30 protein-coding genes are annotated in these 26,926 nt (G+C 66.2%); 13 read left to right on the top strand and 17 right to left on the bottom strand.

The genetic code is table 11. From position 1 onward, the window contains the following. Nucleotides 1-155 precede the first annotated feature (155 nt). Nucleotides 156-1,520 (top strand): hypothetical protein, encoded by a 1,365-nt coding sequence (locus R4P95_RS22285; protein WP_317745298.1) that lies wholly within the window; start codon nt 156-158, stop codon nt 1,518-1,520. On the opposite strand, the gene R4P95_RS22280 is transcribed toward R4P95_RS22285, so the two are convergent. Together R4P95_RS22280 and R4P95_RS22275 are read right to left on the bottom strand one after the other, a co-directional pair. Next, a complete protein-coding gene (locus R4P95_RS22280; RefSeq protein WP_213574792.1) occupies nt 1,505-2,941 on the bottom strand; it encodes an amidase in 1,437 nt (478 codons plus the stop codon). The two genes, R4P95_RS22285 and R4P95_RS22280, sit on opposite strands and share 16 nt — an antisense overlap. Nucleotides 2,942-3,065: 124 nt before the next feature. Beyond that, nucleotides 3,066-3,689, bottom strand: coding sequence for a superoxide dismutase (locus R4P95_RS22275; RefSeq protein WP_109334800.1), 624 nt, complete (start codon nt 3,687-3,689; stop codon nt 3,066-3,068). Between the two features lie 255 nt (nt 3,690-3,944). Here R4P95_RS22275 and R4P95_RS22270 point away from each other — a divergent pair, with 255 nt between their 5' ends. Both R4P95_RS22270 and msrA read left to right on the top strand, forming a co-directional pair. Beyond that, the gene (locus tag R4P95_RS22270; protein ID WP_213574790.1) at nt 3,945-5,138 is read left to right on the top strand and encodes an acyltransferase family protein; all 1,194 of its coding nucleotides are present in this window, start codon (nt 3,945-3,947) and stop codon (nt 5,136-5,138) included. Then, a complete protein-coding gene (msrA, locus tag R4P95_RS22265) occupies nt 5,098-5,808 on the top strand; it encodes a peptide-methionine (S)-S-oxide reductase MsrA (RefSeq protein WP_213574788.1) in 711 nt (236 codons plus the stop codon). Before R4P95_RS22270 ends, msrA begins: the two co-directional genes overlap by 41 nt. Before the next feature lies 1 nt (nt 5,809). Here the strand turns inward: msrA and R4P95_RS22260 are convergent, their stop codons facing one another. The 3 genes from R4P95_RS22260 to R4P95_RS22250 are packed head-to-tail and all read right to left on the bottom strand — an operon-like array spanning nt 5,810 to nt 6,677. Beyond that, nucleotides 5,810-6,274: a DUF1772 domain-containing protein gene (locus tag R4P95_RS22260; protein WP_317745297.1), complete on the bottom strand. Its 465-nt coding sequence runs from the start codon at nt 6,272-6,274 to the stop codon at nt 5,810-5,812. A 2-nt stretch (nt 6,275-6,276) separates the two neighbouring features. Beyond that, entirely contained in the window at nt 6,277-6,543 is a 267-nt protein-coding gene (locus R4P95_RS22255; RefSeq protein ID WP_317745296.1) for a hypothetical protein, read from the bottom strand. Beyond that, nucleotides 6,540-6,677 (bottom strand): hypothetical protein, encoded by a 138-nt coding sequence (locus R4P95_RS22250; RefSeq protein ID WP_317745295.1) that lies wholly within the window; start codon nt 6,675-6,677, stop codon nt 6,540-6,542. The genes R4P95_RS22255 and R4P95_RS22250 overlap by 4 nt, the downstream gene beginning before the upstream one ends. Nucleotides 6,678-6,758: 81 nt before the next feature. Between R4P95_RS22250 and R4P95_RS22245 the strand changes: the two genes are divergently transcribed. Further along, nucleotides 6,759-7,730, top strand: coding sequence for an AraC family transcriptional regulator (locus R4P95_RS22245; RefSeq protein ID WP_317745294.1), 972 nt, complete (start codon nt 6,759-6,761; stop codon nt 7,728-7,730). A gap of 100 nt (nt 7,731-7,830) precedes the next feature. Beyond that, the gene (locus R4P95_RS22240) at nt 7,831-8,424 is read left to right on the top strand and encodes a hypothetical protein (protein WP_213574782.1); all 594 of its coding nucleotides are present in this window, start codon (nt 7,831-7,833) and stop codon (nt 8,422-8,424) included. A 12-nt stretch (nt 8,425-8,436) separates the two neighbouring features. Here R4P95_RS22240 and R4P95_RS22235 read toward each other — a convergent pair whose 3' ends face one another. Together R4P95_RS22235 and R4P95_RS22230 are read right to left on the bottom strand one after the other, a co-directional pair. After that, nucleotides 8,437-8,928 carry a metallophosphoesterase gene (locus R4P95_RS22235; RefSeq protein WP_317745293.1) on the bottom strand — a complete coding sequence of 164 codons (492 nt, stop codon included), beginning with the start codon at nt 8,926-8,928 and terminating at the stop codon, nt 8,437-8,439. 29 nt (nt 8,929-8,957) lie between these two features. Then, nucleotides 8,958-9,887 (bottom strand): LLM class F420-dependent oxidoreductase, encoded by a 930-nt coding sequence (locus tag R4P95_RS22230; protein ID WP_317745292.1) that lies wholly within the window; start codon nt 9,885-9,887, stop codon nt 8,958-8,960. A 41-nt stretch (nt 9,888-9,928) separates the two neighbouring features. Here R4P95_RS22230 and R4P95_RS22225 point away from each other — a divergent pair, with 41 nt between their 5' ends. Then, complete coding sequence (locus tag R4P95_RS22225) at nt 9,929-10,798, top strand: S49 family peptidase (RefSeq protein WP_317745291.1); 870 nt, start codon at nt 9,929-9,931, stop codon at nt 10,796-10,798. A gap of 17 nt (nt 10,799-10,815) precedes the next feature. Here R4P95_RS22225 and R4P95_RS22220 read toward each other — a convergent pair whose 3' ends face one another. Further along, a complete protein-coding gene (locus R4P95_RS22220) occupies nt 10,816-12,603 on the bottom strand; it encodes a hypothetical protein (protein ID WP_317745290.1) in 1,788 nt (595 codons plus the stop codon). 461 nt (nt 12,604-13,064) lie between these two features. On the opposite strand from R4P95_RS22220, the gene R4P95_RS22215 reads away from it, so the two are divergent. The 3 genes from R4P95_RS22215 to R4P95_RS22205 are packed head-to-tail and all read left to right on the top strand — an operon-like array spanning nt 13,065 to nt 15,742. After that, nucleotides 13,065-14,036 carry a DUF4328 domain-containing protein gene (locus R4P95_RS22215; RefSeq protein ID WP_317745289.1) on the top strand — a complete coding sequence of 324 codons (972 nt, stop codon included), beginning with the start codon at nt 13,065-13,067 and terminating at the stop codon, nt 14,034-14,036. Then, nucleotides 14,033-14,794, top strand: coding sequence for a glycerophosphodiester phosphodiesterase (locus R4P95_RS22210; RefSeq protein WP_317745288.1), 762 nt, complete (start codon nt 14,033-14,035; stop codon nt 14,792-14,794). Before R4P95_RS22215 ends, R4P95_RS22210 begins: the two co-directional genes overlap by 4 nt. Before the next feature lie 33 nt (nt 14,795-14,827). Then, the gene (locus tag R4P95_RS22205; protein ID WP_317745287.1) at nt 14,828-15,742 is read left to right on the top strand and encodes a DUF5926 family protein; all 915 of its coding nucleotides are present in this window, start codon (nt 14,828-14,830) and stop codon (nt 15,740-15,742) included. A gap of 68 nt (nt 15,743-15,810) precedes the next feature. Here the strand turns inward: R4P95_RS22205 and R4P95_RS22200 are convergent, their stop codons facing one another. The 5 genes from R4P95_RS22200 to R4P95_RS22180 form a co-directional block, all read right to left on the bottom strand. Next, the gene (locus R4P95_RS22200) at nt 15,811-16,356 is read right to left on the bottom strand and encodes a ferritin (protein WP_213574770.1); all 546 of its coding nucleotides are present in this window, start codon (nt 16,354-16,356) and stop codon (nt 15,811-15,813) included. Nucleotides 16,357-16,500: 144 nt separating this feature from the next. Continuing rightward, the gene (locus tag R4P95_RS22195; protein ID WP_317745286.1) at nt 16,501-17,052 is read right to left on the bottom strand and encodes a ferritin; all 552 of its coding nucleotides are present in this window, start codon (nt 17,050-17,052) and stop codon (nt 16,501-16,503) included. A gap of 24 nt (nt 17,053-17,076) precedes the next feature. After that, a complete protein-coding gene (locus tag R4P95_RS22190; protein ID WP_283254044.1) occupies nt 17,077-18,300 on the bottom strand; it encodes an LCP family protein in 1,224 nt (407 codons plus the stop codon). 264 nt (nt 18,301-18,564) lie between these two features. Continuing rightward, the gene (locus R4P95_RS22185) at nt 18,565-19,377 is read right to left on the bottom strand and encodes a CPBP family intramembrane glutamic endopeptidase (protein WP_213574766.1); all 813 of its coding nucleotides are present in this window, start codon (nt 19,375-19,377) and stop codon (nt 18,565-18,567) included. 37 nt (nt 19,378-19,414) lie between these two features. Beyond that, entirely contained in the window at nt 19,415-20,179 is a 765-nt protein-coding gene (locus R4P95_RS22180; RefSeq protein WP_213574764.1) for a DUF2470 domain-containing protein, read from the bottom strand. Nucleotides 20,180-20,272: 93 nt separating this feature from the next. Between R4P95_RS22180 and R4P95_RS22175 the strand changes: the two genes are divergently transcribed. The 4 genes from R4P95_RS22175 (at nt 20,273) to R4P95_RS22160 (ending at nt 24,072) form a co-directional block, all read left to right on the top strand. Further along, nucleotides 20,273-20,974 (top strand): hypothetical protein, encoded by a 702-nt coding sequence (locus tag R4P95_RS22175; RefSeq protein WP_317745285.1) that lies wholly within the window; start codon nt 20,273-20,275, stop codon nt 20,972-20,974. Between the two features lie 53 nt (nt 20,975-21,027). Continuing rightward, nucleotides 21,028-21,945 carry a prephenate dehydratase gene (pheA, locus tag R4P95_RS22170; RefSeq protein WP_213574760.1) on the top strand — a complete coding sequence of 306 codons (918 nt, stop codon included), beginning with the start codon at nt 21,028-21,030 and terminating at the stop codon, nt 21,943-21,945. Next, nucleotides 21,942-22,613 carry a histidine phosphatase family protein gene (locus tag R4P95_RS22165; protein WP_317745284.1) on the top strand — a complete coding sequence of 224 codons (672 nt, stop codon included), beginning with the start codon at nt 21,942-21,944 and terminating at the stop codon, nt 22,611-22,613. The genes pheA and R4P95_RS22165 overlap by 4 nt, the downstream gene beginning before the upstream one ends. A gap of 64 nt (nt 22,614-22,677) precedes the next feature. Further along, on the top strand, nt 22,678-24,072 hold the full coding sequence (locus R4P95_RS22160; RefSeq protein ID WP_317745283.1) for a lipase maturation factor family protein: 1,395 nt from the start codon (nt 22,678-22,680) through the stop codon (nt 24,070-24,072). A 17-nt stretch (nt 24,073-24,089) separates the two neighbouring features. Here R4P95_RS22160 and R4P95_RS22155 read toward each other — a convergent pair whose 3' ends face one another. From R4P95_RS22155 to R4P95_RS22140, 4 genes are all read right to left on the bottom strand, one after another. Further along, nucleotides 24,090-24,881 (bottom strand): ESX secretion-associated protein EspG, encoded by a 792-nt coding sequence (locus tag R4P95_RS22155; RefSeq protein WP_397517701.1) that lies wholly within the window; start codon nt 24,879-24,881, stop codon nt 24,090-24,092. Further along, nucleotides 24,878-26,083 (bottom strand): PPE family protein, encoded by a 1,206-nt coding sequence (locus tag R4P95_RS22150; RefSeq protein WP_317745281.1) that lies wholly within the window; start codon nt 26,081-26,083, stop codon nt 24,878-24,880. The genes R4P95_RS22155 and R4P95_RS22150 overlap by 4 nt, the downstream gene beginning before the upstream one ends. Nucleotides 26,084-26,117: 34 nt before the next feature. Next, complete coding sequence (locus tag R4P95_RS22145) at nt 26,118-26,423, bottom strand: PE family protein (protein ID WP_159918788.1); 306 nt, start codon at nt 26,421-26,423, stop codon at nt 26,118-26,120. Nucleotides 26,424-26,574: 151 nt separating this feature from the next. Further along, nucleotides 26,575-26,925 carry a metallopeptidase family protein gene (locus R4P95_RS22140; RefSeq protein WP_109326000.1) on the bottom strand — a complete coding sequence of 117 codons (351 nt, stop codon included), beginning with the start codon at nt 26,923-26,925 and terminating at the stop codon, nt 26,575-26,577. Nucleotide 26,926 lies beyond the last annotated feature (1 nt).

The raw sequence follows: 26,926 nt of genomic DNA, 5'->3' as shown, positions 1-26,926 counted from the left end.
TACTTGAAGAATGCACCGAACAATGCCTGGCACACAAGTGCACATGAGTGCTAACGCACAGGAGTGCTCATCGGGCGGCGGACGGCGCCCGTTCCTCAGAGAACCCTCAGAAAGCCCACAAGCCCGCGCTATCAAAGCCTCCTACCCTCACCGGAATGACGTCTGAGCGCCCAGGGAAATCCGTCGGCCACCACGCCGCAACCGACACGATGCGACAGTTCTTCACGCCCCGGCGTACCGCCGCACTCGGCCTGACCGCGCTCGTCGCCGTCTCCGCGGCCGGCCTCGGCGCCCTGTTTCTCGGTGACGCGCCGGACAGCCGGACGGTGGCGATCGTGAACGCGGATGCGGGTGCCACGGTCGAAGGGGAGGCAGTGCGGGCCGGGGAATCCCTGATCGGGAATCTCGAAGCGAATCAGGATTTCGACTGGCGGGTGGTGTCGGCCGACGAGGCGGAGGCCGGCAACTATTTCGCCACCGTCACCGTGCCCGATGACTTCAGTGCTGCCGTGTCGTCGATCTGGGGTTCGAAACCACGGCAGGCCACCCTCGGTCTCGACGTGGAGGGCGCAGACGAGGTGGCAGCCATCAGGCTGTCCGAGGTGGTGTCTTCTCAGGTCGGTGCCGACGGTGTCGCCGACCTGCTGGCCGACATGTCGAAGTCGCGGACTGCCTTTCAGCAGGCGGGGATGGCAGCCGGACTTCTCGCGGCGGGCACGTCCGCGGCGGACGATGCGGCACAGCAACTCACCGCAGGCGCCGACACGCTGCTGCCGTACCTCGAGACGGCGCGATCGGGCGCAGTGCAACTCCTCGGTGTGGCGGATCAGGTAGCGGGTGTGGTCGACGAGACGGCCGGAACGGCGAACGACCTGGCAGATCGGCTGAGCGCGCTGGGATTGACCTTGGGTGAAGCGAACGACAGTGCCGTGCAGATGCGCACGAGAATCGATGTGGCGATCCGCGTTCTCGCGGCCACTCCCGTCGCGCCCGAGGTGGTTCCGGCCCTACAGCAGGTGAGTGCGGACCTGGGATTGCTTTCAGGTCAGCTGACTTCGGTCCCGGGGCTTCTGGGTGAGCAAGTCGGCCCCGACACCGACCTGGGTGAACTCGTCCGGGTGGCGATGGGACAGCTGACCGACGCAAGTGCCGAACTGAGCAGTGGCGCGCGCCAACTGAACGACGGCATCGTCCCGATCGCTGATCAGGCTCCCGAGCTGCTGGCCGGTGCCACCACGCAGATCGTCGACGGCTTTGCGAAATTGAAGGCACTGTCGGGGCAACTGTCGACCGACCTCAATGCCGGGGTGGCCGCCATGCCTGCCCGGTCCGGGGCGCAGCAGACGCAATTGGCGACAGTTCTCGCGGACCCGGTCGCGGTGTCACGCAGCGTCAGCGGCTCGACACCGATCCTGACCGCCGGTCACCTGGCCGTCGGATTCGGGTGCACGACGGTGCTACTCGCCGGCATCGTTGTCTGGATGAGCCTGCGAAGAGGTAACTTTCAGCGCGCATCCTGAATGCGTCGCCAGGGAGTTGCCTGCTCCAACTCGAACGCCAACTCGAGCAGGGTGCGCTCGTCCCCGTGGTTCGCGGAGAAATGCGAGGCGAGCGGAAGCCCCTGCGACGTCTCGTGCAGCGGAAGGGAGATGGCAGGGCCACCGGATGCGTTGTTGAGCGGCGTGAACGCCGTGTAGGCGATGAGCTTGTCGAACAGTTCCTCGAAACCTTGTCTGGGGGAGAGGTATCCGAGTTCGGGCGTCGTGTGTGCAAGAGTGGGTGAGAGCACCACGTCGTACGTCTGGAACACCTGGGCGTACTCGCGGTACGTACGACGCAGCCGATACAGCATCTGGGGTGTCCTGGCCATTTTCTTTCGGTACATCGCAGCCAGCCCGCGTGTGAGGTTGTCGGTACCTGCTCGATCGAAATCCGGCCCGAGCATCCGCTTGCCGTTGTTGGAAATGACGAACGCGAGAAATCCCCAGTAGGTGCAGAAATCGTCGACGAAGGACTGGTTCACCGGCATCGGTGCTTCCTCGACGTGATGTCCCAGCGCTGCGAGCAGGTCGGCGGTGGCGTGAACCGACTTTCGCGTTTCGTCGTCGGTGGGAGACGTGGTGACGGAATCGACGACCACGCCGATGCGGAGCCTGGTGGTGCTGGGCCCCTCCACCAATCGGATGGGCGGCAGCGTCGGGTTGCGGTAGTAGCGTTCGGCCGCGGCCATCCACCGAGCGGTATCGCGGACCGACCGGGTGACGGCGCCCTGCGAGATGATCCTGACGGGCAGCGTCTTGTCCATGGCATCGGGCACCGTGCGACCCCGGGACGGTTTGAGTCCGACGAGCCCGCAGGCCGCGGCGGGAATGCGGATGGAGCCGCCGCCGTCGTTCGCGTGGGCGATCGGAATCACCCCGGACGCGACGAGCGCGGCCGAACCGCCGGAGGAGGCGCCGGGGGAGTACGCGAGGTTCCACGGGTTGTGCACCGGTTCTGCGTCCATGAATTCCGTCGAGGCACTGAACCCGAATTCCGGTAGCCGGCTCTTCCCGAGCGAGACGATTCCGGTGGACAGGTATTGCGCCACGAAGTCGCTGTCGGCCCGGGCCGGGGTGGCGGTGAACGCTGCGCTGCCGTGCTGGGTGGGCTGGCCGGCGACGTCGACGTTGTCTTTGATGACCGTCGGCACCCCGGCGAACACGCCTTCGTGGGGGCGTCCCGATTCTGTCAGGGCGCGGTCGAAGTCGGGGAACGCCAGCCCGCACAGTAATGGTTCGACCGACTCGGCTCGGGCGATTGCCGCTTCGGTCACCTCACGGACCGAGACTTCCTTGGACGCGATCCGCTCCGCGATACCGGTGGCGTCCAGATCGCCCAGCGCATCGTCGCGGAAGGCGTGGACGGCGGAGTCTTTACGTGGCGTGCTGTTGTCGGTCACGGATCAAGGCTATTGGACGCACGGCCAACTCGGACGAATTCCGGAGTGGTGAGGGTACCGGAACGGCACGAGCGCACAGAAATGCCCGGAGGCGTTCTGTGCGCTCGTGAGAGAAGAGAGGAGATCAGCCGATGAGGCCGGCGCCCTGGGTGCGGGCGCGGGTGAAGCGTTCCTCGGCGTCTGCCCAGTTCACGATGTTCCACCAAGCCTTGACGTAGTCCGGCTTGACGTTCTGGTAGTCGAGGTAGAAGGCGTGCTCCCACATGTCGAGCATGACCACGGGGATCAGCGCGGCGGTGATGTTGCCGTGCTGATCGGTCATCTGCTCGATGACCAGGCGCTGGCCGATGGTGTCGTAGCCGAGCAGTGCCCAGCCCGAACCCTGCAGGGTGGTCGCGACACCGGTGAAGTGAGCCTGGAACTTGTCGAACGAACCGAACTGGTCGTCGATCGCGGCGGCCAACTCGCCGGTGGGCTTGTCGCCACCGTTGGGCGAGAGGTTCTTCCAGAAGATGGAGTGGTTGGTGTGTCCACCGAGGTTGAAGGCCAGGTTGCGGGAGAGCAGCAGCGCCTTGTCGGCGATGGTGCCGTCCTCGCGGGCTTCGGCCATCTTCTCGAGGGCGGTGTTGGCGCCCTTGACATAGGTGGCGTGGTGCTTGTCGTGGTGCAGCTCCATGATCTTGCCGGAGATGTGCGGCTCGAGAGCTGCGTAATCGTAGGGGAGTTCCGGCAGCGTGTATTCAGACACGAGGGTCCCTTCTTTGTGGGCGTGTGGCCCTGATTCTTCCGGGTGCGAACGCCGCGTGAGCATGCGTCACGCACCCGCCTTTTCCAATCGTTCTCGGGTGTATACCCAATCTCATTGGTACACCGTGCGCAACACCGGGGCACAGGGGGCGATTCCCTCACAGTAAAGTTCGGCTACCCGAAAAAAATCTGACACGGCGGCTCCGGCGGTCGTGAAAATTCGTCTGCCCGGTGAACGGAACCTTAAGCTGTCGCGGTGCCTTTGCTGATACCTGTTGCAGATTCACACGCGGCCGCACCGCGCGTGGAGCTCACGGGCGCGAATCTGCTGCGTTTCTTCGCGGTCCTGACCGTCATCTATTCGCACATCTCGTTCTATCTGATCGACGATCTCGGAACGGGATGGTGGTTCATCGACGTCGTCTATCAGATATTTATCGAACGGGCCGGACTGAATCAGCATTTGTCTTTTCTCGGTGTCGCCGTATTCATGATGCTGACCGGTGTGTTGATCACCCGTTCGGCTATTCGTCACCCTCCCGGGCGATTCCTGTTCAACCGGCTCGGGCGCATCCTGCCCGCATTCTGGGTGGCGATTCTCGCCGCCGTTGTCCTGGTACGCCTGGGAATCAACGGCATGTTCAGCGGGCAGGACGGAATCTCCAACGTCGACGCCCTCCTGAGCTTCGTGCTCGGCGGATTCTTCCTCAAACCGGAAGTCGCGGTACTCGGCGTCACGTGGACCCTGGCCGTGCAGATTTTCTTCTATGTGGCCTGCGTCGCCGCGCGGCCGGTCCTACGCGCCACACCCATTGCGATGCCTCTCGCCGGCGCCGCGATCTGCTCGCTGATCCTGCTCTACAACCTGTACGTACCGCAGCCCTACACGGTCCCGATGCTGTCCAAGATCGCCGCGACGATGCCCGCCGTGTTGCTCGGTCAACTCATCTACCTCGGCTGGGCCAGGCTCGCGGAGCCGCGATGGATCATCATCGCCGGGCTCGCCCAGGTGAACGTCATCCACCTCGCCACCGACTTCCGGGTGTACTGGGCAGGGGAGCACTACCTGTGGACATTCGCCGTCGTCACCGCGTGCGTCGTGCTCGTCGGCCGGTACGACGGACCGGCCGCCCACTGGGCCGTCGTCCGCTGGACGGCGACGCGCAGTTACGCGATCTACCTCGTCCATACGCTCGTTTTGTACCGGGTGTACGAGCACACCGTCGGCCATTTCGGCGCGACCGGTGCCATCGTCGTCTTCCTCCTGGTGACCGCGCTGATCTCGGAGGCGCTGTACCGATGGGTGGAATTGCCTGCCTCGCGGTGGGTCGCCGCTCGCGTTCCGGACCCGGGTGAAACGGCGACATCGGTCGAGGAGACGCCTGCGACTGCGCGCGTAGCATCGAGTCATGTCTTGGTACGACGAGCTGCTGGGTCGGGCAACCGCTAAGTCGACGATGGTCACCGCCGAGGGTGCGCTCCCCGGCCGGGATCGGCCGATGCCGGTTCCGGCGACGCACTTCGTGAACGGTCATCCGCTGCAGCCGCCGTTCCCCGAAGGAATGCAGACCGCGGTGCTGGGGATGGGATGTTTCTGGGGCGCCGAGAAAGAGTTCTGGCAGCTCGACGGCGTGTACACGACCGCTGTCGGATACGCAGGTGGCTATACCCCGAATCCCACCTACGAGGAGACCTGCTCCGGCCGTACCGGGCACACCGAGGTCGTGTTCGTGGTGTTCGATCCGCAGGTCATCTCGTACGCCGAAGTTCTGAAGGAGTTCTGGGAGAATCACGATCCCACCCAAGGCATGCGGCAGGGCAACGACCAGGGCACGCAGTACCGGTCCGCGATCTACACGATGAATGAGTCGCAGGTCGAGATCGCGGAAGCGACGGCCGAGGCTTTCGAAAAACGCCTCGCCGAAGCCGGTTACGGGGCAATCACCACCGAGATCGCCCCGCTCACCCAGTTCTTCTACGCGGAGGACTACCACCAGCAGTACCTCGCCAAGAACCCCGGCGGCTATTGCCCGGTGCACGCCACCGGAGTCAGCTGCCCCGTCGGAGTGCTGAAGCAGGACGAGGTCCCCTCTCAGACGGACGTGCTTCCGCCGTCGTAGCTCAGGTTCCGGTCGCCGCCCATACGAGCACCGCCGAGGCCGACAGTGCGCTGACCGTGCGCACGTGGTTCCATGCAGTCCACCCGGGCACGTAGTTTCCCCAGACGTCCGCTGCGTCGTTCCCGCCGGGATCGACCGCGTCCAGCGCGTTGTTGCGCGGGACGTGATAGACCACCGTCAACACGATCCCGGTGAGATAGAGAACGCACGCAACCACTGCGTAGCTCGCCGACGCGTCGTGCCGGACCACCGTCGCCACCGCCAGCGCAATCGAGGTCACCGCCGTTCCGAACAACGCAGTCATGAAGAACGCATTCGGCGCTGCACGGTTGATTGCCTGCATGGCCGCGATGCCCTGTCGCGGTTCGAGGCGGCTCAGTGCCGGCATGATGAATGTCGAGAACGCGAACATCACACCGCCGATCAACCCCGCCCCCACGGCCGTGACGATCAGCAGTGAACGCACCGTCACCTCTCCTTCCAGACGCCCGCTGCCGCCGCGGCGCGGGCGTAGTCGGCGAAGTCCTTCGGTGCCCGTCCGAGATCCCGCTCCACACCGTCGGTGAGATATGCATTTCGCCCGTCGAGAACGTCCTCGAACAGGTAGGTGAGCAGACCGATCGCATCGGTGGCCAACCCTGCCGCGGCCAGCAGTGACGCATAGTCCGCCGAAGTGGTGGCGACATAACGGAAGTCGCGCCCCGTTGCGCAACGAGTCGGCCATGAAACTTTCACTGAAGTTCTGGCTGAACCAGGCCGGATCGTGAACCACTGCGGGCGGACGCTCCCGCGGCGGCGAGTCCGCGGAGAACGCGACCGCCGATCTTGCCGGTGCCGGTCAGGACGAGGGTGGAGGTTGTCGTTGTCATGCGTCCAGTCAAGACGGAAGTGATGAGACTATCCATGGTCGAGAAGCGCTCATCCATACGCCAGCGTCTACGATCGCGACTATGGATCCCCTCGCCGGTCTCATCAGCGGTCCCCGGGCCACCGGAGCCTTCGTGCTCCGCTCGATCATGGAACCACCGTGGTCACTGCAGATCGACGACCGTGCACCGCTCAGTCTCGTGGCCGTGGGCCGCGGCGAGGCGTGGATCTCCCCCCATGCCGGCGAACCCATCCGGTTGACCGAGGGGGACATCGCCGTCGTGCGTGGACCGGAACGCTACGTCGTCGCGGATGACCCGGCGAGGGCGCCGCGCGTCGTCATCAATCCCGACCAGAGCTGCACGACGCTGCACGGGGAACCGCTCGCCGAATCGATGGATCTGGGCGTCCGGACGTGGGGAAACAACCCCAGCGGCCGCACCGTGCTGTTGACCGGAACGTATACGACTCCCGGCGAAATCAGCCGCCGTCTGCTGTCGGCGCTGCCCCCGCTGGTGGTGCAACGCCGCACCGACTGGGACTCCCGGCTGGTCACCCTTCTGCACGACGAGGTGGTGCGCGACGAGCCCGGTCAGGAAGCGGTTCTCGACCGGCTGCTCGATCTACTGCTCATCGCCGTGCTGCGTGTGTGGTTCGCCCGGCCTGCGGTCGAGGCGCCGTCGTGGGTGCGGGCACAGACCGATCCGGTGGTCGGCAAGGCGATGCGCATCCTGCAGAACAATCCGGCGCAACCGTGGACCGTCGCTTCGCTTGCCGCCGAGACCGGGATGTCCCGGGCCGCCCTTGCCCGCAGGTTCACCGAACTGGTCGGGGAGCCGCCGATGACCTATTTGGCTCATTGGCGGCTTGCTCTGGCCGCCGATCTGCTCCGCGAGCCCGACGCCACCGTGGCCGCGGTTGCCCAACGAGTCGGGTACGGCAGCGGTTTCGCGCTGAGTGCGGCATTCAAGCGAGTACGGGGCATGAGCCCCAAAGAACACCGGGAACTGGCCCTATGCGGACGAACCCCGGGAGGAGTATCAGTGGAGGTGTAATACCACACAGTGCCCAAACACACACCTCGATGACTTGATCTTGTTTGCGAAGCGTACGACCCTGGAAGCAGGAGATTGTCGGCGAGAGGACCGGAACGACATGTGGAAGAACTCTCGAGCGGGAGGGCTGCCGCTGCGGCCCGGCTCCACCCGGCGCAACCCACTGATGCGACGTTCCGACCGCATCGAGAACCTTCTCACGCTTGCAGTGATCGTTCTCGCCTTCGCGATGCTTCCGCTCGCCATCTTCGCGGGTGCGAAGACCGCCGCCAGCCAACAGGTGCTGGCCGAGCAGCAGACCTCCGAGTTCCGGACCGTCACCGCGACCACCCTCGCCGACTCCACAGGAGTGACGATGTCCTCCGATGTCGCACCGTCCGGAGTCGACACCGCCCCGGCCAAGTGGACGTGGGGTGACCAGACCCGCCGCGCCGACATCACCGTCGATCCCGCCACCCCCGCCGGCACCGAGGAACAAATCTGGGTCGACGGCGAAGGGAACTTGACCACCCAGCCGATGTCGGCGTCGGCCGCACGAGTGGCCGGAGTGATCGCCGGACTGTTCACCTGGTTCGTGGTGATGATGATCGCGATGTCCGGATTCCTCATCACCCGGGCGTCCCTCAACCGTGCCCGCGACGCCCAGTGGGACCGCGACCTCCGCCAGTTCCTGGACTCGACCACCCGCCACTGACCGGGCGGCCCGTCACAGTCGGTGCAGTTCGACCTCGCGCAGTTCCCCGTCCCGAACCTCGGCCGTCATGTAGGTGCAGAACGGCTGACGACGCCGATCGTTGGGTGACCCCGGATTGAGCAGTCGCAGACCCGTGTCGGAGACCGTGTCCCACGGAATGTGGCTGTGCCCGAAGACGAGAACGTCGGTGTCGGGGTATGCGGCGGACATCCGTTTGTCCCGGCCGGTGGACGCCCCGGTCTCGTGCACGACAGTGAAGCGGACCCCCTCCAGTGTCACCTCAGCCGTCTCGGGCATCCGCGCCCGCAGGTCGTCGCCGTCGTTGTTTCCCCAGCAGGCGACGAGCCGGGTGGACCGTTCCTCGAGGGCATCGAACAGCGCCACGTCCACCCAGTCCCCGGCGTGAATGACCACATCGGCCTTGTCGACCTCCTCCCAGACGAGGGCGGGGAGATCCCGCGCACGCTTGGGCACATGGGTGTCGGCAAGAAGCAGCAACCTCATACCTTGATTGTGCTGTAAGTTGTCCTGTTTCAGCTCAGCTGCGGAAGTACCTCGCTCGCGACCAGTTCGAGGTGGTCGAGGTCGCTCAGGTCGAGGGTCTGCAGGTAAATCCGCTGTGATCCCGCTTCGGTGTAACGGCCGATCTTGTCGACCAGTTCGGCGGGCGACCCGGCGAGTCCGTTCTCCCGCAGTTCGCTCACCTCACGCCCGATGTTCGCGGCCCGTCGGGACACTTCCTCCTCGGTGCGGCCGCAGCACAACACCAGCGCGTTGGAGTACACCAACTCGGTGGGGTCGCGGTCGATGGCCTTGCACGCGAGATGGACTCGTTCGATGATGTCGCGCGTGTCCTCGATGGAGGCGAAGGGAACGTTGAACTCGTCGGCGTACTTCGCGGCCAGAGCCGGCGTCTTCTTCTTGCCCGCACCGCCGATCACGACGGGAGGGCCCTGCGGCTGTCGAGGTTTGGGAAGGGCAGGTGAGTTTTCGATCTGAAAGTGCTTCCCGCTGTATGAGAAGGACTCACCACGAGGTGTGCGCCACAGCCCGGTGATCACTGCCAGCGACTCTTCGAGTCGTTCGAAACGCTCTTTCAGAACAGGGAACGGGATGCCGTAGGCCTTGTGCTCTTCCTCGAACCAGCCGGCGCCGATCCCGAGGTCGACGCGTCCACCACTCATGTCGTCGACCTGCGCCACCGAGATGGCCAACGGTCCCGGATGGCGGAAGGTCGCAGAGGTGACAAGGGTGCCCAGCCGGATGGTGGAGGTCTCCCGGGCCAGAGCGGCCAAGGTGATCCACGCGTCCGTCGGGCCAGGCAAGCCCTCGCTGTTCATCGCGAGGTAGTGATCGGAGCGGAAAAATGCGCCATAGCCGAATCGTTCGGCGGCCTGCGCCACGGCCAGAAGGTCGGTGTAGGTAGCGCCCTGCTGAGGTTCGGTGAAGATTCGCAACTCCATGGCAGCCACTTTGCCCGATGCGTCGTCGGTACGCTGAATTCATGGCCAAGAAGATCCCGCTCTCCCTGCCGAAACCGCTGGCCGACAGGTTGCCCGACGCACTCGGTGGCGGCGGTGCGGGCGTGGTCCCGGTGGTGCGCCTGCACGGAATGATCGCGTCGGGAGGCGCCGGTTTCGGGCGGGTCCTGAGCGCGGAGTCGGTCGAGGAACCGCTTCGCCGGGCCTTCACCGCACACGGCGCCAAGGCCGTGGCACTCCTCATCAACAGTCCCGGTGGTTCGCCGACGCAGAGTGAGTACATCGGCGCCCGCATTCGGCAGCTCGCGTCCGAGCACGAACTGCCGGTGCTCGCGTTCTGTGAAGATGTCGCGGCGTCCGGCGGATATTGGCTCGCGTGTGCGGCCGACGAAATTTATGCCACCGCGACGTCGGTGGTCGGTTCCGTCGGCGTGATCTCGGCGGGGTTCGGATTCTCCGAACTGATCGACCGCATGGGCATCGAGCGGCGGCTGCACTCCGCAGGTGAGGCGAAGGCCCGCCTCGACCCGTTCTTCGCCGAGAAGTCGGAGGACGTGCGGTGGCTCGAACAGATCCAGGAGGGCATCCACGACGAGTTTCGGAACTGGGTGATCGAACGTCGCGGTGACAAGCTGAAGGCGACCGAGGAAGAGCTGTTCAACGGCGAAGTGTGGCTGGGGCGACGGGCCGTCGAACTCGGCGTCGTCGACGGAATCGGTACCCTTCGCGAGGTGGTGGAGAAGCGATTCCCCGACGCCACCATCGAACTGACGGGCCCGCGCCGGTCACTTTTCGCCAAACTCGGTGTGCCCGCCGCCGGATGGGACGACGCCGTGGCAGCCGTGGTCGGGGCGACGAGGGCCCGTGTCGCCTGGTCCCGGTACGGCCTCTGATCTCCCGGGACGCCCGGCTACTTCGGTACGACGACCCCGACCGGGCCCACACCCACACACACCGACAGGTCAGGAGTCAGCGTCTTCACCCGCAGACTCTGCCCGCCGCCCGTGAGGCGCACATACACCGAGTTGAGCCCGCGGTGCACCGGCACCCGCACGGGATCACCGACCTCCATGGCCACGGAGAGCTCACCGTCCGCACTGGCGAGATAGTTCAGCTGGGCCGTCCACTCCCATCCCGTCAGCGGGCCGTCGAGAGCGACTGGGACGAAGCTGCGCTGGTCCACCAGATGCCCGCAGTCCGGTACCGTCCCGGGCTCGAGCGACCGCACCCACGTCACCTGCGCGTCGACCAACTTCCCGGAGTCGTCGAGCATCCGTAGCCGGTCGGTGCTGTCGGCGAATGCAGGACGGTCCGGGAGGGGCGCGAAGACGCTGCTGACCAGATTGTTCGGATAGGCCACCGGAAGCAGCACCCAGATCGACACCGGTTGTTCGAGCAGAGCGGCGTCCTGATGCTCGGCCAGGGAGGCGCGGGCCGTGGTCAGGTAGTCGGTGGTCGGGTTCTCCGCCCAGCTCCGCGTGAACGTGTACGTCGACCACAGGCTGCCGACCACGACCGCGGCGACCACGGTCGCCGCCACGACCGGCCGGGTGAGGAACGGGACCGGGACGGGTCCCCGCGCGGGTGCCCGCACGATCAGCGCGGTACCGATCGCCAGGACGACCGCCGTGTCGGTGAAATAACGCAGAGTCTGGGCCAGCTCGTAGGTGGTGTCGGCACCCCACCGGGTGACCACCATCGCGGCCACCGACAGCAGGAAATACGCGGCAGTGAGAATCCACACCGCACCGATGCGACGCTTCGATCGCATCGTCGCGACCACCACCGCGAGAAGAACCAGCCAGCTCACCACCACGAGAGCCGGGGACGGAGACGCCCACGGCGGACTCGGAATCCAGCGGTCCCACGTCCACGGCCCCCCGAGCAGCGTCGGCACGAGACCCAGCGAGGTCGCGTGGTGGAACAACTGGAACGCCCGAGACGGTCCTGCCCACTCGAACTGCGACTCCACGGTGAACAGGTAGAGCGCCGCCCACCCACCGAGCACCACTCCCGAACCGATCCACAGGAGAGCGCCGCGCCGCAGTGTGGACCACAGCGGTCGAGGAGCGCCGTCGACGTGCGCGAGCAACGCCACGGTCGCGAACGCCACGAAAGGCACCACCACAGACTTCTCGAAGAAGAGCAACCCCGCGACGGTGACGAGGATGGCGGAGATCGCGTATCTGCGTCGTCCCGTCCGGCACAGCTCCAGTGCGTCACCCGCCACCCAGGCCAGCGCGATCTGCAGAGGTAGTGCGTTGAGCGCCGCCGCCCACCACGCGAACGCGGGCACCGTCAACGGCGTGAACAGGTACAGCGCCAGAGGGATCAGCACCGCGGGCCGCAGTCCCAGGATCTTGCGCAACAATCGGAAGACCGCGTAGGACGCCGCCGCCTGAAGCGCGATCATCGTGATCATCGGCAGGACCCACTGGTAGGGCGCGATTCGTGTCGCGATACCGGCGACCAGGAAGGCGCCGGGCATCAAGTGACCGTCGTGGTCGTAGACAAGAAGGTCGGCTGACAGGAGCGGCAGGCTCCCGCCCCGCCCACTGAGGATCAGATCGTCCCAGTAGAAGTCGCTGCGAGCTGCCACCCACGACCGGACGAGTAGCGAACCGGCGATGAGGCCCAGAGCCAGGTGGAGGACGCGGGCGGGTCCGAGCTGCCACCGCGATCCGACGTCGTCCGTCATCGTTTTCCGAGATTACAGATCGAGTGGAACCAAACGGCGCCGGGCTGCGTCAGATCAGGTGTCGGGGAAAATCTGCCCCGGCAGGCGGTGGGGGAGAAGACGGCCGGTCCGGAGTTTTCGGGTTGCTTCGCGGGCAACCCGGCATGGAGGGGTAATTCCGGGCCGCGCCGTCGCCCAGCCGAATCGCATCGTTCACCGACCTGCGGTGTCAAGTTCATCCACGGTTGTGGACCGTTCATGTCGAGGCTGTCAACAACGGAGATTGTCCACGCCTTCTGACCAGGAATTGCGCGGTGTGAGCAGTGTTCATAACTGTGGATGAACCTGTGGAAACTGTGGATAACTCGAGAATCCCCGTGGCGCAGCTCACAAAATTGGTGGGAAAGGGACGAATCGGTCGCTGCCCGACCCCAACAGGTGTGTCGTGACAGAATCGGAACTGTGAAGTGGGTGCGGACGGCATGAGCGTCATTCAGGTGTGCGCACGATGCGCCGGCCGGTGGCCAGTTCTCGGCGCCCCGGCACAGTGGTGTCCTCGCTGTCACGGCGTGCTCCTCGCACCGATCCGGACCGAGCAGCAGCTTTCTCCCGATCAGCGAGGCTTCCGCTGGGTGGCGCGACCACCGCTCCGGCGTGGGGGGCTGGCCGCTGATCCTCCTGCGCCCAGTCCGACACCCCACTACACCGACGTTCCGCGTTGGGGACTTCACGACCATGTCGATGCGTCTCGTGGGGGGAGGAACTGGCCGGAAGCACTCGCCGACAAGGCCGCCACCTTCCTGATCGTCACCGCCGGCCTGTACGCGCTGGCCGTGCCGGCCGAACTGGGTCGCTACGCCGTCCTCGTCTGGAACAGGACCCGTTTGGTCGACCCGACCGTGCTCGCCGTCTCGGACGCCGCCGTCTTCGTCACCCAAGCCGGTGGAATGCTCTTCGCCCTGCTGTCCGGCATCGGTGGCGTGTGCTGGCTGCTGCGGATCCGCCGCCGCACGTTCGCCCGGGAGCGAAGGTCGGATCCGCGTTCCGCCGGTGAACTGATCGTCGGTTGCGCCGTCCCCGGGCTCAATCTGGTGATGCCGGGTGTGTTCCTACTGGAGGTCGTTCGGCGAGATCCCCGAGCTGTCACGCTCGTGCGCGCCTGGTGGGCCATGTGGGTCTTCGGTGTCGTCCTCCTCGTCTTCAACTGGTTCTGGCGGTCCCGTCCGGGGTTGCAGGCCATGGCCGACGGCGTCCTCCTGTCTGCGTTCACCGCAATGGTCGCGGCGGCCACCGCGCTGCTCGCCCTGCTGGTTCTGCGCAGACTCGAGGGCCGCACTCTGAAGGGGACGAAGGAAGCGGTCACCCGTTGGGTGATTGCCACCGATCCGCCGTCCGAATCGGAACCACCGGCGAAGAACTCGGGAACACCTGATCAGGAAGCGTTCGCCTCGTGAGCCCCGATCGGCGCGGACCGCTCGTCGTCGCGCATCGTGGTGCGTCCGCAGCCAAGCCCGAACACACCCTCGCCGCGTACGAACTCGCGCTGAGAGAGGGTGCCGACGGGCTCGAATGCGATGTGCGGCTCACGAAGGACGGCCACCTCGTGTGCGTCCACGATCGCACGATCGATCGCACCTCCGACGGCGTAGGCGTCGTCAGCGAGATGACGCGCGACGAGCTCGCCCAATACAACTACGGCACCGCGGAAGACCCCGCCGAACTTCTCGAATTGAGTGCGCTCATCGAGCTCGCTCTCGACTCGGCGAGGCCCGTGAAGGTGTTCATCGAAACCAAGCATCCCGTCAGGTTCGGCGGGCTCGTGGAAAGCAAGGTCCTGGCCGAGTTGCAGCGGTTCGGCATCGCGTCCCCGCCGTCGGCCGACCACTCGCGCGCCGTCGTGATGTCGTTCTCGGCAGGAGCCGTGTGGCGGATCCGGAGATCGGCGCCGATGCTTCCGACCGTGCTGCTGGGGGAGTCGGCCCGCTATCTCGGCGGAGGAGCGGCCACGACGGTCGGCGCCACCGCGGTGGGTCCCTCGGTCAAGACCCTGCACGAGCACCCCGACATGGTCGACAAGGCCGCGGCCGCAGGGCGGGCCACCTACTGCTGGACCGTCGACGATCGGACCGATGTCGCTCTGTGTCGCGAACTCGGTGTCAGCTGGGTGGCTACCAACCACCCCGGGCGCACCAAGAATTGGCTGGCCTCCTGACCGAGCCTCTTCAGGCGTGTAGGTTTTGGCGTCGTGGCAAAGAAGAGCAAGAGAAACAGTGGACCGAAGCCCGACAGTGCCCGCGCCGAGAAGCTCGCGCAGCGGAAGGCGGAACGGGAAAGTGCCGCCGCGGCCGTGACGCGACCCTTCGAAGGCCTCGCCGCGGAATGCGACCTCGTCGCGCTGCGTGAATTCGTCCCCTCCGCAACAGCACCGCTGCCGGTGAAGGACTCTTCGCGTCCGGTGACGTTGGCGACCGTCCTGCCGGGTGCCGTGGCGGCGCTCGTCCGTGACGAAGGCGAGGACGCCACCGGGTTCGTCGGTGTGCAGGTCCAGGCACACTCTGCGGACCTCGGTGCCGACTTGGCGGCCTCCGTCGTATGGGTTCGAGACGCCGCGGCCGGAGAATCGCTGGCCTCCGCCAACCCCGGTGCCGACACCCCCGCACCGGCCGAGGTGATCGACGCGGACGCTCTGCTCGACATCACGGTGCACCAGGATTTCAACTGGTGGATCCCTGAAGGGGTGGAACCGGCACCCGAGGTCGCGACCACGGTGCAGCACGCCAACGCGGCAATCATGCCGTCCGCGCGGGTCGAAGCCGAAGGCGTCGTGGCGGCGTGGTGGGTGGATGCGGGTGAAAAGGCGCACATCCGCTGGGTGCGTCCCGAGAACGAGGACGACCTGATGCTGGCGCTGGCGCGGGTCCACGCCACCGGCGGGCTGCACCTGGGTGAAGGGTCGCGCTATGCCGGCTCTTTCCGGACGCACGGCCTTCTCGTTCCGGTCTTCGACCTGGATCGAGAGAAGCACCCCAACGAGTGGGCAACCGCCACGGTCGAGCTCGGTGACCGCCTCGCGCAGGCGCTGGCCGTCGATGCTCCGCTCACCACCGACGAGCGACGCGCCCGCGACGGCCTCCGCGGTCGCCAGGTCACGTTGCGCTAGGCCCTCCGGGCCCGTGAGTGGTTAAGGAGTGCGGACACTCGTTAACCACTCACGAGCGGCGGAGCCGCCTAGATGGCGCCGCCGGCAGCGGCAGGTGCTCCGGCGGTGTCGTCGACGACGCTGATCTCGCGAGCGACGAAGTCCTCCAGATGGAACAGGTTGGCGCCCGCGCGGTCGGCGATGGCGAGCAGGGTGGTCATGCTGGCGACCTCCTCGACCTGTTCCTTGAGGAACCACTGCATGAACTGCTCGCCGAGGTAGTCGCCCTCTTCGCGGGCGGTGCTCGCGAGCTGCACGATCTGCTCGGTGACCGTCTTCTCCTGCGTCAGAGCCAACGCGATCGGCTCACGCGCATTCTCGAAGTTGCCCTTCGCGGCGTCGACACCCGACAGCTCCACGTTGATTCCGCGATCCAGGAAGTACTGGATGATCATCATCGCGTGATTGCGTTCCTCGACGGCCTGCTTGTAGAAGTGCTTGGCCAGCTGCGGAAGGTCCGCATTATCGAAATAGACGGCAGTCGCGGTGTACTGGTGTGACGCGTTGAATTCGTTGCGAATCTGGTCGTGCAGCAGGGCGTGGAATTTTGTCTTGTGCGCGTCAACGGAAGTCATGGGACACACGATATAGCTGGTCAGACGGCGTTGTCATGCAAGTTCTGCCTAATTATGGCAAGGGTTCCCAAACTTAATGCGGCCTAATTCGGCGCGAATTCCACCGAATTATCGCGCACCGTTTCGGGTTTATCAGGGGTGCCTTCAAGCTCCGCTACCTGCGGTCTTGGGCGCGGTCGAATCGGCGCGCGGGGCGGCGTTCATCTCCCGGGCGACGAAGTCTTCTATGTTGAACACATCGTGGCCCGCGCGGTCGACGATGGTCAGCAGGGTGTTCATGCCTGCAGTTTCCTCGACCTGCTCCTTGAGGAACCATTGCATGAACTGCTCGCCGAGGTAGTCCCCGTTGTCGCGGGCGGTGCGGGCGAGCCTGGTGATCTGCTCGGTGACCGCTTCTTCCTGTTTCAGCGCCAGTTCCACCGGTGCCCGCACCGAGTCGAATTCCGTGATCACGTCGTCGATACCCGGAACGGTCACGTCCACGTGATTGTCGAGGAGGTACTGGATCATCATCATCGCGTGGCGGCGTTCCTCGGTGGCCTGCGTATAGAACCGCCTCGCCAGCTGCGGGAGATGATGGGAATCGAAGTAGACGGCCACCGCGATGTATTGCTGTGACGCCGTGAATTCGTTGCGGATCTGCTGCTGAAGCAGGTGGTGGAATTCACTGGGTTTCGTAGGCGCCGACTGTGTCATGCGGCTCAGTTTACGGATGCGGCGTCACTGGCCTGTGGTGACCAGTTCGGCGGGAACCTGCCGATCCTCGGCGAGAGCGCCGAAGAACTGCGAGGCCCGTTCGTCGTCCCACACCAGCACGTTCCCCGAACCGTCGACGTCCTCGAAGCCGGCCACCGGGACCGTGGTGGTGACCATGTCACCGCGCACGGCCCAGGCGAGCATTGCGAGGTTCCAGATGTGATCGCCCTCGTCGACGCGCAACGACTTGGCTGTGTCGGTGACCAGCGGCCACACCCGGAACGGGTTCAGCCACGTTGCCGGGCTGGTGGCTTTCGCCATCAGCGCGGCCATGAACTTCCGCTGGTGGTTCATGCGGTCGATATCGGCGAGCGCCGTTGCGCGAGTGCGGACGAATCCGAGGGCGTCCGAGCCGGACAGCTCCTGGCAGCCGGGCGCCAGATTGATGCCGGCGAGGGGGTCGTCGATGGGGGCATCCAGGCACATCTCGACACCACCGATGGCGTCGACGATCCCGGCGAAACCGCCGAACCCGATCTCGGCGTAGTGGTCGATGTGCAGCCCGGACGCTTCCTCGACCGTCTGCACCAGCAATTGCGGACCACCGAATGCGAACGACGCGTTGATCTTGTCCTCGCCGTAGCCCGGTATGGATACGTAGGAGTCGCGGGGGATGCTCACCATGGTCGCCGGCCCGCCACTGCTCGGGAGGTGCATCACGATGATGGTGTCGGTGCGGTCGGGACCGCTGTTGCCGCCGGTCGACAACTCCTGCTCCTGTTCCGGTGTCAGCCCGGTGCGGCTGTCCGACCCGACCAGCAGCCAGTTGGTGCCGGGGGTGTCGCCGACCCGGCCGTCGTAATCGGCGAGTGCGTCGACCCGGTTCAGGGAGGTGTCCAGGTAGTAGGTCATGCCGGCGAGGGCAAGGATCAACACCAGAAAGAGGATGCCGATGCGACTGCCCCAGTTTCGCCGGCGTCTGGGTCTGCGTTGACGCGGTGGTTCGGGGTTGCGGGGAGGTGCGAGCGGGGGCGGCGGGTTGCGAGGGGTGCGCCGATCCGGGGCATACGCCTGTCGGTTCTGCGGCGCCTCACGATACTGCGGTGGCTCACGATAGGGCTGCGGCGTCTGGGTGGGCGCGTAGCCGTCCGGGCGAGGAGGCGCGGACCGCGACAATCGCGGTTCGGGCGCCTGCGACCACGCCTGCTGCGGGGCGGGTGGGGTGCCTCGCCCGTCTCGCCGGATCACCTGGGTTCCCTCCGGAGGCGGACCTGCCGGGCCGGGGCGGGGCGCCGGGTGCCGGGGTCGCGGCGGCGGCGGTCCCGGAGATCCTCGTGGCGGAACGCGAGGAGGCGGAGGCGGGGCGGAACCGTGCGGGCCGGGAGGTGGGGTCCGGCGGTTCGGCGACTGCGGCGCGGGTCCGCCGCCCTGCGTCCGCCGAGGCGGACGGGGTGGCAGCGGTGGATAGGGTGCGTCGCCGGTCACCCGCACGACTTTACTGGTCTCGAAGGATTACGGAATCCAGCCGACGTGGCCACGCAGGGCCGCGTAGCCGACGAAAGCCACCGAGTCGATGGTGGCATGCGCGATCACGAGTGGCCACAGCCGGCCGGTCTTCTGCCAGTACCGGCCGAACACCACACCCATCGCCACATTGCCCAGCCCGCCGCCGAAGCCCTGGTAGAGGTGGTAGGTGCCACGCAGCAGCGCCGACGCCAGCAGGGACGAGTTCTCGCTCCACCCCAGTTGCCGCAGTCGGGTGACGAGATAGGCGACGACCAGTACCTCCTCGGCCCCCGAGTTGGCGATCGCCCAGAGGACGAGGACGGGAAGCCGCCACCAATGGTCACCGATCGTGCTCGGGACGACGGTCAGGTTGGCGCCCACCGCACGCGCCAGCAAGTAGAAGCCGAGGCCGGGGAGCCCGATCAGCGCAGCCAGCCCGACACCCTGTACCGCGTCGGGTCGCCACCGGATCCGCCCCAGCCCCACCGAGGCGAGGCTGATGCCGCCACGCCACAGGAGATACAGACCCAGCGCCGCCCAGGACAGCAGTTTCACGACACCGAGCAGTTGCCGTGCCGCATCGATGGACTGGTTCTCCGCGCGTGCGACGTTCAGCGCCACCGCTTGGTCGGCGAGGTCACCGGGCGTCAGCAGGGACTCGGTCAGCGACAGCAGTCCCGACAACCCGCTGGTCCCGAAGGTGACGAGCAGGACGATCGTGATTTCGATCCACAGCCCGCGGCGTTCCCTCGCCGGCACCACCGGTATCTCGGGTGATGCGGGGCGTAACCAGGAGTCGAGCGTTGTCCGCGAGATCACGCGGCAACGCTAGCGCGCGGGTCCGTGGTTTCGCCGATCAGCCGCGGGCGCGCAGACCGTTGACGAAGGGGCAACCGACGAGCAGTCGTATCGCCCGGCTCAGCGACAGGGCGTCGTCCACCGGATTCGCGAACGGCATCCAGATGTCGCGGTCACCGTTGTCGCTCTCGACGCGCAACCGCAACCCGTAGCGGTCGATGCCGAGCGGACGGATGCGTCCCTGCCGCATGTGCGGCGGAAGCTTGCGGGAGAGCAGGTCGATGAGGTCGGTGTGATCCTCGTCGAGGTGCTGAAGCCAGGCCGTTTCCATTTCCCAGAACGGGTCGGGTTTGGCCGCGAGCAGTTCGGGAAGGGAGACGGGTTCGGCGCCGGTCGAGTCGGCGACGACGGCCGATTCGAGCCGTAACTGCAACAGCGTGGCGTCATGCCCGACGTCGAGCAGTCCGGGATGCGGGTATTCGGAGGCGACCTCGTCCGCGAGGGCGCGGGTGTGCGCCTCGCACAGGGAGTGGAGGGTGCCCCGTAGCCAGACGAGTGATCGCACGGGTTCGCGGAGTGGGAGCGGTGAGTTGTCGGTCAGCTCCAGGACTGCGGGGATTCCGCCGCCACCGGCCAACCAGGACAGGGTGGCTGCCGCCGAGTCGGTCGGCACCGCGACGACGACGTCTCCGCCGGCGCGCAGGTGGTGGACGGACGTGACCGTAGGAGCGCTGCCCTCGACAGCGAGTACTGCCTCCTGGGTCCGTGCGCACGAACTACGCACACGCTCGGCGGTGGTCGGTCCGGTAGTCGTGACGGGCATGGAGCCTCCTTCGGGAGCAGCGGTAATGAGGTAAACCTAACCTAATGTGACGTGCGTCGGTTGGCAAGACCACCGCAGGATTACGGTGTGAAGGTGGCAATTCCTCTTTCACTCGGAGTTCCGCGTTCGCGCGGACCGCAGTCGCTGCTCGAAGGCTTGCTCAGCGGGGCACCCACCGCCGGAATATCCGCGGACCCCGCGGACACGGTCGAAGGAACAGTCGGGCCCCGGGTGGTTCTTGCGTCCACTCTGATCGGCTGCCACGGCACCGACGCGGGCCGCATCATCGTCGGCCTCGACATCGACCCCGCCGAGCTGCGTACCCGAGAACAGGCGTCCTACGAGGCGGTCCGATTCCACCTCGACTGCCCCGCGGCGCAGCTCGGCGACGCACTCGCGTTGCGACTGCCCTCGCCGCTCGCCGTGTTCGTCGGCGGCGGCGACCTCGGACTCGCAGAATCGGCGCAGCAACTCGCCGATGCCGGACGCATCCCCGGCCTGGGCAGTGGATTCTCCATCGGGGAGGTGGCCGATTTCCTGGCGGTCCTCGCCCATGCGGACGTCGGATATGTGGCCAGAGCGCGTGACGCCGCCGAGGTGCTCGCCCTGCTGTCCGGCACCGTCGCGTCGCTGCGCGGAGACAACGTCCGGTCGGCTCTCGCCGACCCGACCGCGGAGAAGCTTGCGGCGCTCGGTCCGGAGGCGGCCGAGGCAGTCCGGGAAGTGCTGCTGGGCATCGAGGTGAGCGATCCCGCCCGGGTGAGTCGCGAACTCGCCGCCGCCGGGTTGCGATAAAGATTCACCGCATAGCGCCGGGCCGTCAACTCTCGGTGCGTAATCTCATAGGCGTGCCAAAGATCGCGTACTTCGGACCCTCGGGAACCTTCACGGAAATGGCGCTCGCCGAACTCGAGGGGGCGGGCGCCTTCGACGGGCCGGTCGAACGCGTCGCCGCGTCCAGCCCCCCTGCCACGCTCGAGCTGGTGCGCGACGGTGTGGTCGACGGTGCCGTCGTCCCCATCGAGAGTTCTGTCGAAGGGGCTGTGGTGCCTACGCTGGACTCCCTCGCCCTGGGCGAACGGCTACAGATCGTCGCCGAGACCGAACTGGACGTGGCCTTCGAAATCCTGGGTCGACCCGGAATCGAGCGCCTCGACCAGGTGCGGACCGTGCGCGCGTATCCCGTCGCCGCCGGCCAGGTGCGGACCTGGCTGGAGAAGAACTGCCCCGGCGCCGAGATCCAGACCGCATCGTCCAATGCGGGTGCGGCCGAGGACGTCTCGCATGGTCTCGCCGATGCCGCGGTATCGACCGCGCTGGCCGGCAGGCGTCTCGGATTACACGCACTGGCCAGCAGTGTCGCGGATGTCGCCGGCGCGCGGACGCGGTTCGTGCTCGTCACCGCCCCGACGCGGGTTCCGCCGCGCACCGGTAGCGACCGGAGCTCCGCGGTTCTGCAGCCCGACAACGAACCCGGATCGCTCGTCAGCGTCCTCTCCGAGTTCGCCACTCGCGGAATCGACCTCATTCGCATCGAATCCCGGCCCGTTCGCACCGAACCCGGCTCCTACCGGTTCTTCGTCGACTGCATCGGTCACCTCGACGATCCGCTGGTCGCCGAGGCGTTCCGCGCGCTGCACCGCAAGTCGACCGTGCGGTTCCTCGGCTCGTGGCCGGCCGCGAACCCGAGTGGTCCGCCCCCGCCGTCCGACGGAGACGCGGCGGACTGGATCGAACGAATCCGTCAGGGAGACAGGGAACTGTGAGCGGCAAGCTGATTCTGGTACGGCACGGACAGACCGAGGCGAACGTCGAACGCCGACTCGACACCCGTCTACCCGGCGCACCGCTGACAACCGAGGGGCAGGCCCAGGCCGACGCTCTCGGGGCCCGGCTCGCGGCCCGTGCGTCGCTCGCTGCGCTCGTCAACTCGGAGGCCCTGCGCGCCCGGCAGACGGCGGGTGCGGTCGAACGTGCCACTGGGCTTTCCGCCCAGACCCGCGAGGGGTTGTACGAAGCGCAGGCGGGTGAACTCGAGGATCGCCGTGACGATGAATCGCACGCTCTGTTCATGAAGACTTTCCACCTGTGGCACGCGGGTGAGCTGGGAGCCCGCGTACCCGGTGGCGAATCCGCTCACGACATCCTCGACCGCTACGTGCCGGTCGTCGATGCCCTCCGCGCGGAGTATCTCGACGATCCGGACCGATCAGGAGATGTCGTCCTCGTCAGCCACGGCGCCGCGATCCGCCTCGTCGCCGCACAGCTGGCGGATGTTCCCGGGCTGTTCGCCGCCAATAACCACCTCGCGAACACGGAGTCGGTCGAGTTGGTACCGACCCCCGGCGGAGGCTGGGAATGTGTGCGGTGGGGAACGATCGAGCCGCCGTTCGAACATCGCGTGATTCCCGGGGCCGACGACCCGATGGGGTGAATGCGTTGCGGACTTCCACCCGCTGCGCGACGATGGAGAAAACCGTCCTCGAGGAGTGACGGCAATGGAATGGTTCGTAGCCGAAGACTATTCCCTCGGGCGGCTGCTCGTCACCGAGGGGCTCGCGGCGATCTACCTTGTCGCCTTCCTGGGCGCGGTGCATCAGTTCAGGCCGCTTGTCGGTAGTGACGGAATGATGCCGATTCCGCGGTTCCTGAGGGCAGTCCCTTTCGCGCGTGCACCTAGTGTCTTCCACTTCCATTACTCGGATCGGTTCTTCGCGGCAGTTGCCTGGACCGGCGCCGGGTTGGCACTCGCGACTCTGCTGGGCGCGACGCAGTTCATCCCGCTTGCCGCCTGCATGCTGGTGTGGTTGGTGCTGTGGATCCTCTACCTGTCGATCGTCAACGTCTCGCAGATCTGGTACAGCTTCGGCTGGGAGTCGCTCCTCCTCGAAGCCGGGTTTCTGGCGATTTTCCTCGGTAACTCCTCCGTCGGTCCGCCGATTCTGGTGTTGATCGCGGTGCGGTGGTTATTGTTCCGGCTCGAGTTCGGCGCCGGACTGATCAAGATGCGCGGTGACAAATGCTGGCGTGATCTCACCTGCCTCTACTATCACCACGAAACCCAGCCGATGCCCGGACCGCTCAGCTGGTACTTCCACCGATTGCCGAAAAGATTCCACCGGCTGGAGGTGTTGGGGAATCACTTTGCGCAACTAGTGATGCCGTTCGGGCTGTTTGCGCCGCAACCGGTGGCCGCGATCGCCGCGGCCGTCATGATCATCACTCAACTGTGGCTGGTGGCGAGCGGTAACTTCTCCTGGCTGAACTGGATCACGATCGTGCTGGCCCTGTCGGTCATCCCGGACAGCGTGTTCGAGATGCTTGTTCCGGTATCGCTCCCGGAGGGAAGTTCGTCGGCGCCGTTGTATTTCGTCGTCCTGGTGGTCGCCGTGACAGCGTTGGTGGTGGTGCTGAGTTACTGGCCGATCCGCAACATGATCTCGCACGGTCAGCGGATGAATGCGTCGTTCAACTCGTGGCATCTGGTGAACACCTACGGTGCCTTCGGCAGCGTCACCAAGGTTCGGTACGAAGTGATTGTGGAGGGGACGTCCGACTCGGCGATCACCGCGCAGTCCGAATGGAAGGAGTACGAGTTCAAGGGAAAACCCGGCGATGTGAATCGCCGGCCACGGCAGTTCGCGCCGTACCATCTGCGGCTCGATTGGTTGTTCTGGTTCATTCCGATCTCACCGGGCTACGCCGATCCATGGTTTCCCGACTTCGTGGAGCGGCTGCTGAGGAACGACCACGACACGCTGAAACTGCTGCGGCACAATCCTTTCCCTGACTCTCCTCCGCAACATGTGCGTGCACGTCTGTACCGCTACCGGTTCACTACCTGGAAGGAGCGCCGCGAGACGGGGGCGTGGTGGAAGCGTGAACCGGTATAACTCAGTGCAATCTGAGCTCAGTGCAATCTGTCGGCCAGGAACTCGAGGGCCTGGCGCAGACGTTGTGGTGTACCCGGGCTCAGAGAAGACCAGGCGACGCCGTGCGCGGACACGCTGGACGTGCCGACGATTCGCCCCTTGTGCGTGTCGAATACGGTGACGGGACCACCGACGGGGTCGTACTGCCCGTCGCCGTACACGATTCCCACTATTTCGGCGTAGGTGTTGCAGGTTGCCATCGCGGTGCCCAACGCGGTGGCATCGAACGGCGCGACACCGAGTGCGGTGAGGCCGGCCGCGAGAGCTTTACCGTCACCCCCCGCATCGAACACCTCACCGAGTTGGGCAGTGGGTGCGTTGACCACGCCGAGGTCCATCGGCTCCGCGGTGCCGAGGGCAGCGATGACCGGCGCGAAGATGTCGACGCCCGCGTCCTGCACCACGTAGGTGTCGCCGGCGCGCATGGTGAGCACCGACATGATGTCGCCCCGGGACACACACAACCGCGAGATGCTTCCGTCGACGTACCAGCGCAGAGCAATTTCCCACCGCGGGCGGGCAAGAACCTGCAGTCCCGCAGCAAGCTCGGCGCGAACCTCACCGCCCGGGAGGAGATCCCGGGCGGTGAGGCCGGCGACGGCGTCGCGAAACGCTGTGTCCCTGGCTGCGTACGAGTCGTACCGCGGGCCGGCGTCGAGCACAACCGGCAGGACGTCGAGCGCGAGCCGGTCGACGAGGACAGCCATCTCGTCGAGGCTCAGGGTCACCGCCGGCAGGGTCGGACCCGCCTGGGTGCCCAGGTCTATCAACGTCCGCTCTCCGGGTGGTCGGGGTTGGCGCCGATCACCGAAGGAATGACCGTACGTCCGTCGGCGAAGTGCTCGAAGTTCTTCAGATAATCGGGGGTGTCCCGTTCTTCGTCGTCTTGCGAACCGGCCGTACCCGCGCCGCGCCCGCTCATGATGGGTCCGCTACCCGTTGCTCCACGTGCCGCCGTAGCGGGATTCATGTCGGCCCGGACGTCTCCGATCACTGCGCCCGGTGTGGCCGCGGGCGCTCCGGGCCGAGCACCCTGGCCCAGGGCATCCGTCTTTCCCCAGCCGTCGGGAAGCGTCGCACCGCCGGCTCCCGTCCCGGCACCGAGCGCACCGGCCGACGTCCGTGCTGCCGCCGTCGACGTGGAAGCTGCGCCGCCACCGCTGTACGAGCCACCCGACAGCATCGGCGCACCAGCCATCATCGGGGTGGCCGCCGAGCTGGTGGCTGCGGACAGCGCCGCCCCACCGATGTTGCTCGCCGCCGACGTGGCGGTGGACACGGTGGTACCGGCGATACTGCCGACCTGCGATGCGGCGGTGGTGACCGCGGGATTCTGACCGGCCGCCATCAACGCGGCGGCGGCGGCCCGTGTCGGGTCGAAGTTGCCGTCCTGCGGGACGTCCTCGAAGGTTCCGACCTCTTTGGAATCGGCCTTGGTGACGATGCGCGGGGGCTGCTTGTACGTGCGTTTGAGCGCGAGGATGTTGGATGCGGCCTCGTACCCCTCCATCACGAGCCCGGCCCGGAAGTCCATCGCCCGGTCGGCGGCCTCGGCGACTGCCGCGGAACCGTTGAGGGCACCGCCCGTCGAGTAGGCGGTGGCCTTCGCGGTCTTGACTGCCACGATCTCGGGAATGCTGGGCATGATGAGGGCGGCCGTCGTGTATGCGCCCGCCTCGAGTCCGGCCTTGACGGCGGTGTCTGCCGCCAGTTCGGCGCACTCGGCCGTCCATACCGTGAACGGCGTGATCTTGGCGAGTGCGGCCACGGCCGATACGCCCTGCCAGCCGGCCGCCAGCTCGGCCATCACCCGAACGAGCGTGAGGTTGGCGTCGACGAAGCTGGTGGACAGCGCAGTCCACGCAGCGCTCGCCACGCTGAGCGGCACCGGGCCTGCGCCCGCGATGAGTGTGGTCGAGTTGACGGTGGCCCCGCGGGGCAACCAGATGACACCTGTCAGTCCCATGGTCATGTGCGATTCTCCTACTGGTCTCGAGGCGTTCCGGTCACATGCCCGCAGCGAGCGACGCGCCCAGGGCAAGGTCCTCGGCGGCGTACAGAGCGGCTTGGGTGCGGAGCGTGTTCGCGGTCTCCCGCATCTCGAGAATTCCTTGGGCGACAGCAGGAGTGAACGTTCCTGCGACCGTGTTGAAGTAACCGGCGGCATGAAGGGAGACTTCTTCGCTCCCCGACGGGAGTACCCGGATTGCTGCGGAGTTCAGTGCGACCGAAGCCTCGAGGCGCGCGGCGAGCGCGTCGAGTTCCACGGCGGCGGCGACAAGAGCTTCGGGTGCGACGTGCAGAGCTGGCATTGCGTCGAACTCCTTCTGACCTAGGCGGGTGCGGAAGGCAGCTGCCCCCCGGCAAGCGAACTGCATGGTGCAGCGTCCCTACTTCCTTGGACGCCGCCACGCGCTCTTCGGTTCCCCCCGATCCCGAGAAAAAAATTCTCGGGAAAACCGTTCATCCCCAGCCGAGCTCGTGCAAGCGATCTTCTTCTATCCCGAAGTAGTGTGCAACCTCGTGGATCACGGTAACGGCCACTTCGTGAACGACTTCCTCCTCTGAACTGCACATTTCGAGGAGGGCGTCGCGGTAGATGGTAATCGTATCGGGTAGCGAACCGCCGTAATGACTGTCCCGTTCGGTCAGCGCTATTCCGTGGTACAGCCCGAGGAGATGCGGATCGTCTTCGTTGCGGTCGTCGACGAGGACGACGACGTTGTCGATTGCGGTCGCGAGTTGAGGCGGAATCAGATCGAGAGCGTCTCCCACCAATTCCTCGAATCGGTCGGGCGTCATCAGAACCGGCACG

Source organism: Rhodococcus sp. IEGM 27, assembly GCF_033142305.1.
Taxonomy (GTDB): Bacteria; Actinomycetota; Actinomycetes; order Mycobacteriales; family Mycobacteriaceae; genus Rhodococcus_F; species Rhodococcus_F oxybenzonivorans.
The sequence above is the reverse complement of the archived record's forward strand: the minus strand, read 5'-3'. Positions and strand labels throughout refer to the sequence as shown.

What these genes read in the sequence shown, in the direction of transcription:
- R4P95_RS22250 (WP_317745295.1), bottom strand. Translation starts at nt 6,677, where the DNA reads ATGACAACGACAACCTCCACCCTCGTCCTGACCGGCACCGGCAAGATC.
- R4P95_RS22160 (WP_317745283.1), top strand. Translation starts at nt 22,678, where the DNA reads ATGGAATGGTTCGTAGCCGAAGACTATTCCCTCGGGCGGCTGCTCGTC.
- R4P95_RS22225 (WP_317745291.1), top strand. Translation starts at nt 9,929, where the DNA reads ATGGCCAAGAAGATCCCGCTCTCCCTGCCGAAACCGCTGGCCGACAGG.
- R4P95_RS22285 (WP_317745298.1), top strand. Translation starts at nt 156, where the DNA reads ATGACGTCTGAGCGCCCAGGGAAATCCGTCGGCCACCACGCCGCAACC.
- R4P95_RS22200 (WP_213574770.1), bottom strand. Translation starts at nt 16,356, where the DNA reads ATGACTTCCGTTGACGCGCACAAGACAAAATTCCACGCCCTGCTGCAC.
- R4P95_RS22145 (WP_159918788.1), bottom strand. Translation starts at nt 26,423, where the DNA reads ATGCCAGCTCTGCACGTCGCACCCGAAGCTCTTGTCGCCGCCGCCGTG.
- msrA (WP_213574788.1), top strand. Translation starts at nt 5,098, where the DNA reads ATGTCTTGGTACGACGAGCTGCTGGGTCGGGCAACCGCTAAGTCGACG.
- R4P95_RS22180 (WP_213574764.1), bottom strand. Translation starts at nt 20,179, where the DNA reads ATGCCCGTCACGACTACCGGACCGACCACCGCCGAGCGTGTGCGTAGT.
- R4P95_RS22235 (WP_317745293.1), bottom strand. Translation starts at nt 8,928, where the DNA reads ATGAGGTTGCTGCTTCTTGCCGACACCCATGTGCCCAAGCGTGCGCGG.
- R4P95_RS22215 (WP_317745289.1), top strand. Translation starts at nt 13,065, where the DNA reads ATGAGCGTCATTCAGGTGTGCGCACGATGCGCCGGCCGGTGGCCAGTT.
- R4P95_RS22195 (WP_317745286.1), bottom strand. Translation starts at nt 17,052, where the DNA reads ATGACACAGTCGGCGCCTACGAAACCCAGTGAATTCCACCACCTGCTT.
- R4P95_RS22240 (WP_213574782.1), top strand. Translation starts at nt 7,831, where the DNA reads ATGTGGAAGAACTCTCGAGCGGGAGGGCTGCCGCTGCGGCCCGGCTCC.
- R4P95_RS22230 (WP_317745292.1), bottom strand. Translation starts at nt 9,887, where the DNA reads ATGGAGTTGCGAATCTTCACCGAACCTCAGCAGGGCGCTACCTACACC.
- R4P95_RS22245 (WP_317745294.1), top strand. Translation starts at nt 6,759, where the DNA reads ATGGATCCCCTCGCCGGTCTCATCAGCGGTCCCCGGGCCACCGGAGCC.
- R4P95_RS22220 (WP_317745290.1), bottom strand. Translation starts at nt 12,603, where the DNA reads ATGACGGACGACGTCGGATCGCGGTGGCAGCTCGGACCCGCCCGCGTC.
- R4P95_RS22150 (WP_317745281.1), bottom strand. Translation starts at nt 26,083, where the DNA reads ATGACCATGGGACTGACAGGTGTCATCTGGTTGCCCCGCGGGGCCACC.